The sequence below is a fragment of the Methylophaga sp. UBA5088 genome (assembly GCF_002414625.1).
Classification (GTDB): Bacteria; Pseudomonadota; Gammaproteobacteria; order Nitrosococcales; family Methylophagaceae; genus Methylophaga; species Methylophaga marina.
On record NZ_DIAC01000117.1, the window covers coordinates 3,120 to 14,131 of the forward strand.

An 11,012-nucleotide genomic window follows, 5' to 3' on the forward strand; every position below is an offset into this window, starting at 1 on the left:
TGCTCGTGCTGTTGAGCATTTACAAGCTGCTATGAGACAAGTCTTGTTATTCGTGACTGAAGATGGAAAAACGCCCAGATTTGCATTGTTGATAGACGAAATAAACGATGTGATTAGCTATGACGCGAGTGAGTTTCAGGCTAGTAATGCGGGCGCCCTGGCTCAGTTAAGTCAGATAGCAAAAGTACTGGATGGTATCTATACACGAGACAATAGCCCCGATTGTCTTTATTTCAATATTGATAAACTGATTGATGAGCCAATCTTAGTCACCTAACTTTTCAGTTTGGTTGAAGATGAACGCATGAGTCGAGCCCCGTTTATTTTTTTGCCCGTTTACTCCCCGAACTGTCTGTGGTTATAACTCATAAAACTTAGTAGTGTTTTGTGAGCGTTACTTAATGAACCTCTAAGGATGAATTAACTGTGTTTTCAAAAAAACTAAAACAACAAATAGCAGCATTAGAGCAAGAACTGAAAGAGAGAGAAAAACAACATCAAACGCAACAAAATGAGCTGATATCCCAGCTAGCTGAAAAAGAGAGTGAAATAGCGAGTTTAAAAAGCCAGCTCAGTCAGGATGAAGGACTGATAGGTGTTCAGTTAGAAGGCGGCAAGATGCTTCAAACTGTCCGTGATGGATTATTACAGAGTGCAACGAGTCTTAGGGAAGAGAGAGAAACGCTGGATCAGTTAAAAGAGATTTTTGCTCAGACCACACAAGCCGTTGAGAAATTAAATCAACGAGCTGAAACCATTAATGCTCATGCAAATGAGAGTATTACAGTTGTTGGGGTGCTAGATAAAACAGCTAACGATATCAATGTATTGGTCGCCACCATACAAGAAATCTCAGAGCAAACTAACTTACTTGCGTTAAATGCTGCGATCGAGGCCGCCAGGGCCGGTGATGCCGGTCGAGGTTTTGCTGTTGTTGCCGATGAAGTCAGAAATCTTGCCTCAAAAGCCCATGATGCCAGTGACAAGATTGAATCATTAGTCAGTCAGGTTCTAAATCAGACAAGTAATATCAAAGGCATGGTGCAGGACAATCAAGAAGGTGCGCGTGAAGTATCGACCTCATCAGAACAAATTGGGGCTGTAGTGAGTGAAGTGCTACAGCGTTCAAATCAAATGCAAAAGATTATTCTGATGGCATCAACGGCCTCATTTCTCAATACGGTGAAGTTAGATCACGCTGTCTGGAAAAATCAGATTTATGCCGCTATCGATACTGAGAATTATCAATTTTCCGTAAACGATCACACTCAATGTCGACTGGGCGAATGGTACTATCGCGGAGCGGGTGCCAGTGAGTACGTATCACTTAGTAACTATAAATCTATCGAAAAACCGCATGAACAGGTTCATGTTTCTGGTAAAGCGGCGATTCAAGCGGCAGCGAATGGTGATAAAGCAGAAACACTCAATATGTTGTCGGTGATGGAGCATGCCAGTATTCAGGTAGTCAGTGCCATTGATGACTTACTGGATGAATACTTCAATCAACTGCATCGCTACTCAAAATAAAAAATAAACATGCTTAACAGTGGGGCATCCTCTTTTGATGATGCCCCATTTTTATCAACTTAGCGGGAAATGCTCCAAATAAGGGCAGGCTTATTAAGATAAGCGCTCTCATCTATATTGATAAAACTCTTTGCTTGTAAATCAAAGTTATTGATTTTATTGAATTAATAATGCGAGGGTGGCCATTACACTTTGCCTCATTAAACAGCGGTTCATTTTTTGCTTAGATCTCTTATTCTTAGCCATTCTGGGGATCTACATCATGTTCAGTCAGTCCGCTACGTTTGATGATGTGAATCAACATGCTCACTCCCTGCAAAATTGGCCACAGGAATACGATCAAATAAGTGCGGGGCGGTTTGAAGGCTTTCTTGAAGATATTCAGCTGGATTCGGTTCGCGTGTTTAGAGAACGCATGAAGCAAAGTGTGGTTCAGGATACGCATACGCCGAAGGGTAAAATCAGTTTGATGATTCCACATCATGTTGAAACGAGTGATGCCTCAGAACAAGCACGTCAAATTTTGTCATCGGGTATTACCTTATTACCTTATGAAAGCGACTTTTCCTTTGTGGGGCCAGCCCAACTCGACTACAGCATTGTTTCCATTGACCAACAGACATTTGCCGAACTGTTGAGTCACGATACTTATACTCGACTGATTGGGTTTAAAAAAAGTTACGGTGTCAAAATGGACGCTGACATGCTCAACACCTTACGCCATGATCTGGCATTGCTCGTAGATAACCTGAGAGCTGTTAATAAGGCTGCGAGCTATGCTAAACAGTTATTCAAAGCGATAGAGGATAAAATAATCCAGTTTGCTTTGACTATTTACGAAAGCGAAGAAACACATAATAACTCGTTAAAACGTCTGGGCAATCAACACAACTACATTGTGCAGCGTTGTCATGAGTATGTGGCCTCCAGTGAAGGAAGTTGTGCCAGTATTGTGGATATATGCAAGGCCTTGTCTATCCCACACCGCACCTTGAATTATAGTTTCCATAAAGCGACAGGCACTTCACCAATGCAATATCTGCGAGCCGTAAAGCTCAATGCAGCCAAACGTGAACTAATAACAAGTGGTCTTTCAGTCACTGATGTGGCAGCTAATTATGGCTTTTTCCATATGGGCTATTTTTCTCAGGAATATCGTCGTTTATTTGGAGAAACGCCGAGCATGACGCGTAAACGCTACGCTGATCGAGTTTGATTGCCAGTAAAGGAAACCCGACACAATAAAGAGCAGACCACCGATAAATTGATCCTGAATGGGTGATAGCTGAAGCCAGGCGGGTAGATGACTTATCATCATATGATGATGGCTGGTATGTGTATCGGCATACATTGTGGGAAAGATAAACATCAACAGTCCCCATAGTAATAAGGGCATCACCACTGTGACATTATTTAATTTCTGCCAATAAGATGATTTTTGATGGTGACTGAGCATGGATAAACATAAGGCCAGCCCACTTAATGCCATTAACCATTTCATACCGCTATAGATAATGGCACTCTGCATTAACAGTGGATGGAATGACGGTAACATCCATACCCAGGTCAGTACTGCAAAAATGCTCATCAATAACGTAGTAGGCCAATGCGATACGGTGTTATGTGCTCTGATACTAGATGACTGTTTATGACGTAAAGCGCCAATCCATAATAATGGGGCAAAATGATGCACCATGACGCTTTGTAAACTGTGCAAGCTAATCGAATAGCGAGCCAAGTTATCAAACCACGGCAGCATGCCAAACAAAAATACCAGGTTACCAGTGAGAAATACGCCCGGTTTCGCCAGTAAGTTTTTCTTAACAGCCCATTGTTGCAGCGTGATAATGACTATCACGCTGCACAATAAATCCACTGAAACTAACCACATCTGACTATTCAGAACAGCAGCTTGAGCCAGATTTTACCGAACCGGTCACGGTATCAACGCTATGGTTATTCCCTTCAGCAGGCACATCCATTGCCGCATTACCCATAAAGAAGTTATTGGGTTTCAAGGTAAAGCCAACATACTCCACTGGCATGATGGGGAAGTCCTCTGGTTTACATACATGTGTGTGACCAAAGGTATGCCAGACCACGATATCCGTATTTTCAATCGGACGGTCTTTTTGCACGTAATACGGTAAACCTTCACCTTTATTTTGATTAGGATAAAAGCCGGACGCATTCATCTCGGCCGGATCATAAGGCGTTACCCATAAATGCTTTTTAGCAAAGCCAGCCCGCTTGGCAACATAACTATTATTGTGAGCCAGCATCACCGGGTTATGCTCAGCAACGAGTTTATAGCCGGTCGGATTACCCACGGCGTTGATGCTGTTGGGGTTGATAATTTTCCAGAACCGGCCGGTTTGACCATTGGCTTCACGAGCCGCTTCCAGTTCTGTTTTTAACACGGTAGCTTCTGTATTAAACAAATTGCCCCATGGGTTTTCATCTTCATCCATTTCGCGGGGCGTGAAGTTGGTTTCGACCACGGAATTATTTTCACCATCAAGCATCATATGCAGGCGAGCACTAAAGAAATGTTGATGAGTAGGCCCATAGATTTCGGGTGTCACCATACCACCGAACTTAGGTTTTTCACCGGGAACCAATGCGCCTGTCTGAATAATACCGGTCAGTTTAGTTTCTTGTTGAATGGTGCCATCCTGATATAAATACCAGTAAAACCCGTAATCATAGTTACCCACAGTACAGAAGAAGCTGATAACCAAACGACGTGAGCGACGCATTTCATAGGTTTCACTGCGGAACTCGTAATGTTTCCATAAGGTGCCGTAATCTTCCTCATGCATACAGACGGCATTTTTCATCAAGAATGGCACGCCATTATCATCGACGGTTGGAATATCAAAATAGCGAATCGCGCCCAGACAGTCGCAGCCCAGCTCAAGCTGATTAGCCAGGCGGCCAAGACCATATTCACCGCCATCAAACGCACATTTCCAATAGTGGTTCAGATTGGTGTCAGAGTAGGGTACCGCCATATCGTTGATACTGGCACGATAAATAATCGGGCGCAGACGATCACCATCCTGGTAACTTAATTGGTTGAGTACTAAACCTTCGCGTGGGTTATAGCCCAGACGGAATTGCCATTTCTGCCAGTTCACTTTCCAGCCATCAACAGTGAAGCTCACACCTTCCGGCTGAGTTATTTGCAGAGGTTTAAGATCATCACGTGGCTTGGCGAGTGATGGAGTGTCGTAGTTGTGTTTCGTTTTAGGGACGGGAATATTCTGACCATCATCTAACAACTCGATGACCTTGCCTTCATTTAAATCGATAATCGCCACCAGACCATCAATAGGTCTTGCATAGCCATTATCGACAATTTCATCACGAATGAAGGCCACGCCTCGCATTAAGCGTCGACCACGGTATTTTTCTTCATCACCAAAATAACCAAATGACCATGGGTCAATTTGAATGGTTTCAATATCTTTATCGGTTAAGCCACGACGTTTCACCGCTTCAATAAAACCAGGATCTGCCTGAACGATATCGACACAAGTGAAGAACTCTTCCATCATAATGGCCGGCTGGCCAGTCACTTCAGGATCAATCTGTTCCCAACGTGTAATACTGTTGGTATTCAGGTCAATCATCGCTTCATGAATATCACCTGTGGCTTTATCAAGTACCACCGCAAAGGCTTGGCGTGAAAATGACTGACCTTTTTCAAAAGCTAATACTTCCGCTTTTGCCGGTTCTTCAAGCTGCACATAAGGAAAACGACACTCAGCACCCAAGCCTTTTTCTTTTCTGAGTAAATCAGAAGCGATAGCAATTTCTTCTATCGTGAGTGGATCAAGTGGATGAATGGCTTTAACGCCAGGTGTTGTTTCGGGTTTATAGGATGTTTCTAATGCGTGATTCATAGTGACCTCGTCGTATTGTTTTTCTGCTATCAATACTAGTGAGATCTGAATAGACCAATATCGCAAAGTGGCAAAAATCGACATCCATGTTGTGCTGGAGAGTCTGAGTTTAGTCTGGCGCTTCTATTCTTGGTTTGTTAAAGCCTTTTTGTTCCATGCAATTTTCAAAAGCGGGGAGGTTACCACTGCTAGTTTCATGGCAGTCTTTTACGGCTGATTTCAGCTGTTCATCAACTTCTTTAGATGGTGCTGGTACAGATGACTGTGGCTTTTCATCAAATCCCTTTTGCTCCATACAGCTATCGAATGATTCAACACTACCCTTGGCAGAATCACGGCAGGACTTCATTGCGTCTTCCAGTTCTTTAGGCACCATGCTGTCATCAACAGCATAAGATGGGGCCACCATGGCAAAAAGCAGTGTGATAAAAACACCTGATATACATTGTTTATGCATAAAAACTCCTTTTAAAAGTTATTTTCTGGCACCGGGTTTGATACCAAATAACGGGCAATATGATTGCCTGTGAGCCCTAAATACTCGTTTTTATTAATAATAAAGTAGGTTTTATCTTGATACTGAATTTTTCTGGCTGATGCTGGCAAAGATTTTTCAGCGTTTGGGTCATTTGAAAAATCAAAAGTAATAATCAAATACTTAGTCATTAAGCGTGTTTCCATAGTCATAGCAAAGTGTTTCATCAATTCTATTGCTGACATAGGTTAATGCGGGTTTAGAAAGGTAAAGTTTTATTACCACTTCAACTTCTCTTTGCTTTTTGATATCGCCCCAAAAGTTAACATCGCCAGCACAAACCCAGTGCAATAAAGACCTTCTTCATCGCCACTTTTAAATTATCAGACACAAGGCACTCTCTGCTATGTAAGTCATGATAAGGCTTTGATGGCTATTGATATTTATACATACACTTTGGCATGTTGTTTGCTGCATTCATATTGTTTATTAATGAAGAGACCATACAGATGACAATGAAGCTAAAGAATTTCAAAACAGTCTGGGGTCATACCGGTACTATTGAAGAAGCCGTTACCATGGCAAAAGAAGCTGGGTTTTCAGGTCTGGAAGCACCTGCCAAACATGACGATCCAAACCATTTCCCAGCACTGCAAGCATCGATTGAAAAACACAATACTGAATGGATTCAAGAAATCTGCACCGCCGGGTCTTATGTACCGAGACGTCGTGCCAGTGTGGAAGAACATCTCGCTGATCTGGAATCACAAATCATTTTAGGTAAATCGCTAAAACCCAAATTTGTCAATGTGATGGGTGGCTGTGATGCCTGGCCAATTCAAACTAGCATCGACTTCTTTAAAGCCGCTATGGATATTGCAGATAAACATGGTGTGTTATGTTCCTTTGAAACGCATCGTGGCCGTAGTTTTTATTGCCCATGGAATACCATGGCGATTTTAGAGCACCTGCCTGATATCAAAATCACCTGTGACTTCAGCCACTGGGTAGTAGTCAGTGAACGTTTAATGGATAGCGAATGGGATGCTATCGAACTCGCCGCCCAGCATGCTCATCACATTCACAGTCGGGTAGGGTATGACCAAGGGCCACAAGTACCACATCCTGCAGCACCAGAATATCAAGCGGCTTTAGAAAGTCATCAACGTTGCTGGGAAGCTATTTGGACAGCCCAGTGTGCACGTGGTTATTCGGAAACCACCATGACTCCTGAGTTTGGCCCAGATGGTTATTTGCACCATCTGCCATTTACCAATGCCCCCATTGCAGATCTCTGGGAAATCAATAGCTGGATAGGTCATACCGAGCAGCAGCATTTTGAACAATGGAAACAAGCAACCACATTAGCTGAGGTGTCTCATGGCTAACGCATTTCAACTTCGTGATCCCGCCGGGGCGAAATACAGTATCGGCGTATTGGCATATATCACTGTCACCTATTTTGGTGGCTGGGCAGCGATGTTTGCCAATAACTGGATAATTAATATTCTGGGCATGCTGGCCTGTGCTCACGGCATGATTATCGCGGCTTATTTATTACACGAATGTGGTCATAACGCCTTATTTAAAGACAATAAGGATAATGCCAAACTCGGTAAAGTCCTTAACTGGATTACCGGCAGTTGTTACGGCCGCTTTGAAGATATTCGTTATAAACACATGCGTCATCATGTCGATAACTGTGATCCCGTCGTATGGGATTACCGTAGCTTTTTAAAACGACATCCAGTTATGGAAAAGGTCGTCAAAGCAGCGGAATGGGCTTATATTCCCGCCATTGAAATCATGATGCACACCATGTTGGTGTTTGCGCCATGGGCTATTGAATCAAAGCGTGATCAACGACGTCGGGTTTTGACAGTGGTATTAATTAGAGGCGCGTTATTGCTGGCGGTGTTGCTGATTAGTGTCAAAGCCTTTGTGTTATACGCCGTTGCTCAATGCGTGTTGTTGACTGTACTTCGTTTTATGGACTGTTATCAGCATAACTATGAAGTGATTTTTAATCTGGATGATCCGGATGCCGTGTTCCCTCATCGTCGTGATTTTGAGTACGAGCAGGCCAATACCTACAGCAACTTATTGTCACATCGTTATCCGTGGCTAAATATGCTGGTGCTGAATTTTTGCTATCACAACGCCCATCATCAGAAACCGATATTGAACTGGTATGAGCTACCGGCTTTACACAAAGAAATGGGTGAAAAAGTCGCACCACAAACACTGACTTTCTGGGAGCAAGCTCGCTCTTATCACAAACATCGTGTCGCTAGAATTTATGCTGAAGAATACGGTGATGATGAAGTAACAACATCACTAAAAGAGGGAAGAGCGGTAGGAGTGGATGCCTTAAGTTTTCTCACTGCCTTTTAATAAAAAAAGCCCTTGGTGTTTACTGAGGGCTTTGTAATAAACGCACAAACTCAGTCACATAAAATTCGATATTGTCCTCAAGCTGATTAAGCTTGGGATTCACCATCCAACTTTGTGTCACACCCATCAGATAGCTATACATAGACATGGCAACCACCTGACTATCAGTGCTGGCTTTGCTATCTGCTTGCTGGCGATAGCGTTCAACAAAACCAGCAAAAGTGCTGATGAGCGACACCGTTAAGGCGCGTTCACGCTCCAGTGATGGCGATACCGATTCCGTGTATTCGGTTTTATTCAACAAAATCTCAAATGACTGACGGTAATACGTATCCTCAAATAATAAACTCAGCCACTGGCGGGCAAAGTTACTCGCCGCTTCGATGGGCTCCTGACTGTCATCACACTGAGCAATCAGCTTTTCTAATGGCGCCTGAGAATAGGCCAGAATCTCTTCAAATAACTCTTCTTTATTAGCAAAGTGCCAGTAAATCGGTCCACGCGAGCAACCCGCCTCATCAGCAATCAACCGTAATGTCGTACCACTATAACCACGCTGACCAAATAACTTTAACGCCGCATCAATCACTTTCTGTCGGGTTTTCGCTGCGTCTTCTTTGCTTCGTTTCATGAGTATTTTTCTTGGAGAAAATCAGATAGTAGCGTGAGGCTGGAAATGCTTCAAATATAAAGGTGTGAATGGTTGTGGCTAGGGTAAATTTATTCCGTTTTATTGCTTAGTATCAAAAATTGTGAAATATTCAGTTCAATACTGTCGAGATTGGAGAGCTTAACGACTATAGCGCCTCGTCAGCATGAAGGATTCGATTTAACTTAAAAATGGAGATTTTGCCATGCTAATTGCCTCTTCCTTGAAACAAATTTACAAACAAGATAACAAAAGCTCGGCACTATTTTTCCAACCCAGCTCAAGTTTTAGGCCTTATAATTCCGAGTTGTGAGGTTAATTTCTTTTATAGTCAATATGTTATGGTTGCCAAAAATGAATTATAAGGCCGCCTGTTTAATATTTATTATGAGGCCACTGGCCTCATAAAACAGACTGTTAGCCCTACAAGCAGCGAGAAAAAACGGAGTATTATTTTTGTCTGAAAGTGACTTATATACTGGCTACAAAATCTGCGATGATCTTAACGCCAAGGAAAAGTGTTTTCGCCTTCACGAGTATGATGAAGGAAATTTCAATGAGCTATTCCATCAGCATGTACCAAAACATCGCATAAGTGCCGATAATGCTGGCGAGTTTATGAAAGCATTAGTTGTACGTCACTCACCACTTGGCGACCCAGAGATACTTCGAACATATATAAATAAGCGGGGTAAAAACCCAAGTGCTATTGAACTCGGTCAAGTAGTCGTAGAATACCCAGAACCAGGTGTATTGCGGAAATACTTTTCATGCGGGAACATCGCCGCTTGGTTTGATGAAGTTATCAGTCCAGCACAATTCAGGGCTGAAAGTAATGGTTAAATTAAAAGGGCTAACAAAACGTGCAATGAACGCCTGCGGCTGGACAGCTAAAAGCGCTGCTTCGCAGCAACGCTGCCCATTCACTCAGCGTTAGCATTCGAAAAGGAATTTTATGATTTGTCCTCATTGCAAAATTTCATTCTTTGAAGAGTGGTCGACTCCACATGCTATGGTTTGGAATGATAATCATGTCGCTCAGGGCATTAAAAGCTCCGCCTGCCCTAATTGCGGAAAATTGATTGTTCGAATAGTAGAAGGAAAACTGGATATAGATTCTGAAGACTTTGTAGAGGACAGTGAAGGAAAACATATATACGATGAAGAGTTTACTGTGTATCCAACTCAATCTGAACCTATGCTTTCTGAAGACGTTCCGGAAGATTACAAGACTGACCTGATTGAAGCTAAAGCTATTTTGGAATCTAGCCCAAAAGCTTCTGCTGCTATTAGCCGTAGGCTTCTCCAAGTCATATTAGAAGATGAGTTAAAAATCAAAGGCAACAACCTTTCTAAGCAAATCGACAAATTTTTAGAGCTTGATCATATTCCATCTCATCTTTCCAAATCTATTGATGCTGTTCGAGTAGTAGGTAATTTTGCTGCTCATCCAAATAAAGAAACTAATACCGGCTTAATTGTAAAGGTCGAACCAGGGGAAGCAGAATGGTTACTTGAGGTGATTCTCTCTTTATTTGATTTCGTTTTCATTCAGCCTAAGAGAATCGAAAAACGACGTAAAGAACTAAATGAAAAATTGGCGAAGATGGGGAAACCTGAATTAAAAGGGTAAAAAATGCTAACAAAAACACAAAATCAATAGGGTCAGAATGTTTGATTTTAGCCATTTTACACTGACCCAAATAACAAAGGATTTTTAATTTCAATCATTATGGACAAACATCATCATGCTAAAAAATTACCTTAAGCACGTACATCGTTTTCTTTTTATTGTTCTGGCAAGCATCTCCATGCAAGCCCTCGCTTCGGATAGCCTTATTCCTGAGCGTATCGAATCGTTTAAAATTAATGGTCTTTCACTTAACTCCTCAGTCGAAGAGTTCAAGGAACTCACAAAGAATGGCTTTAAATGTAGAGTTAAGGATCGTTTAGAGGTCCATTATTGGACATGTCGTTCTAACCAGAAACAAAAAAACAAGATAAAGCTAATAGTGGGCGTTGATAACAATAAAATCGTATCAATTAACTACTCCAG

13 protein-coding genes and 1 pseudogene are annotated in these 11,012 nt (G+C 42.2%); 9 read left to right on the top strand and 5 right to left on the bottom strand.

The genetic code is table 11. The features are described 5' to 3' along the window. From B4K20_RS14690 to B4K20_RS14700, 4 genes and pseudogenes are all read left to right on the top strand, one after another. A partial coding sequence (locus B4K20_RS14690) for a hypothetical protein (protein WP_289283478.1) occupies positions 1-277 on the top strand: 277 nt, incomplete at its 5' end. A 341-nt stretch (positions 278-618) separates the two neighbouring features. Further along, a pseudogene (locus B4K20_RS17080) lies at positions 619-1,089 on the top strand (methyl-accepting chemotaxis protein); the annotation flags it as partial. A gap of 63 nt (positions 1,090-1,152) precedes the next feature. Next, positions 1,153-1,530 carry a CZB domain-containing protein gene (locus B4K20_RS17085; protein WP_414673351.1) on the top strand — a complete coding sequence of 126 codons (378 nt, stop codon included), beginning with the start codon at positions 1,153-1,155 and terminating at the stop codon, positions 1,528-1,530. Positions 1,531-1,792: 262 nt separating this feature from the next. Then, complete coding sequence (locus B4K20_RS14700; protein WP_289283480.1) at positions 1,793-2,746, top strand: helix-turn-helix domain-containing protein; 954 nt, start codon at positions 1,793-1,795, stop codon at positions 2,744-2,746. Here the strand turns inward: B4K20_RS14700 and B4K20_RS14705 are convergent. From B4K20_RS14705 to B4K20_RS14720, 4 genes are read right to left on the bottom strand one after another with little or no spacing between them, the layout of a single operon-like run. Next, positions 2,693-3,421, bottom strand: a complete 729-nt coding sequence (locus tag B4K20_RS14705; protein ID WP_289283481.1) for a cytochrome c oxidase assembly protein — start codon at positions 3,419-3,421, stop codon at positions 2,693-2,695. The genes B4K20_RS14700 and B4K20_RS14705 overlap by 54 nt on opposite strands. A gap of 4 nt (positions 3,422-3,425) precedes the next feature. Next, positions 3,426-5,522 (bottom strand): primary-amine oxidase, encoded by a 2,097-nt coding sequence (locus B4K20_RS14710; protein WP_289283482.1) that lies wholly within the window; start codon positions 5,520-5,522, stop codon positions 3,426-3,428. A 25-nt stretch (positions 5,523-5,547) separates the two neighbouring features. Then, the gene (locus tag B4K20_RS14715; protein ID WP_289283483.1) at positions 5,548-5,895 is read right to left on the bottom strand and encodes a hypothetical protein; all 348 of its coding nucleotides are present in this window, start codon (positions 5,893-5,895) and stop codon (positions 5,548-5,550) included. Between the two features lie 11 nt (positions 5,896-5,906). Beyond that, positions 5,907-6,158: a hypothetical protein gene (locus tag B4K20_RS14720; RefSeq protein WP_289283484.1), complete on the bottom strand. Its 252-nt coding sequence runs from the start codon at positions 6,156-6,158 to the stop codon at positions 5,907-5,909. Between the two features lie 264 nt (positions 6,159-6,422). On the opposite strand from B4K20_RS14720, the gene B4K20_RS14725 reads away from it, so the two are divergent. Both B4K20_RS14725 and B4K20_RS14730 read left to right on the top strand, forming a co-directional pair. Further along, positions 6,423-7,301, top strand: a complete 879-nt coding sequence (locus tag B4K20_RS14725; protein WP_289283485.1) for a sugar phosphate isomerase/epimerase family protein — start codon at positions 6,423-6,425, stop codon at positions 7,299-7,301. Continuing rightward, positions 7,294-8,307: a fatty acid desaturase family protein gene (locus tag B4K20_RS14730; protein WP_289283486.1), complete on the top strand. Its 1,014-nt coding sequence runs from the start codon at positions 7,294-7,296 to the stop codon at positions 8,305-8,307. Before B4K20_RS14725 ends, B4K20_RS14730 begins: the two co-directional genes overlap by 8 nt. A gap of 19 nt (positions 8,308-8,326) precedes the next feature. Here B4K20_RS14730 and B4K20_RS14735 read toward each other — a convergent pair whose 3' ends face one another. Continuing rightward, positions 8,327-8,938 (bottom strand): TetR family transcriptional regulator, encoded by a 612-nt coding sequence (locus B4K20_RS14735; RefSeq protein WP_289283487.1) that lies wholly within the window; start codon positions 8,936-8,938, stop codon positions 8,327-8,329. Positions 8,939-9,412: 474 nt separating this feature from the next. Here B4K20_RS14735 and B4K20_RS14740 point away from each other — a divergent pair, with 474 nt between their 5' ends. The 3 genes from B4K20_RS14740 to B4K20_RS14750 all read left to right on the top strand — a co-directional run. Continuing rightward, on the top strand, positions 9,413-9,799 hold the full coding sequence (locus B4K20_RS14740; protein ID WP_289283488.1) for a hypothetical protein: 387 nt from the start codon (positions 9,413-9,415) through the stop codon (positions 9,797-9,799). Positions 9,800-9,911: 112 nt separating this feature from the next. After that, complete coding sequence (locus B4K20_RS14745; RefSeq protein ID WP_289283489.1) at positions 9,912-10,589, top strand: DUF4145 domain-containing protein; 678 nt, start codon at positions 9,912-9,914, stop codon at positions 10,587-10,589. Positions 10,590-10,704: 115 nt separating this feature from the next. Further along, the coding region (locus B4K20_RS14750) for a hypothetical protein (RefSeq protein ID WP_289283490.1) at positions 10,705-11,012 on the top strand (308 nt) is incomplete at its 3' end.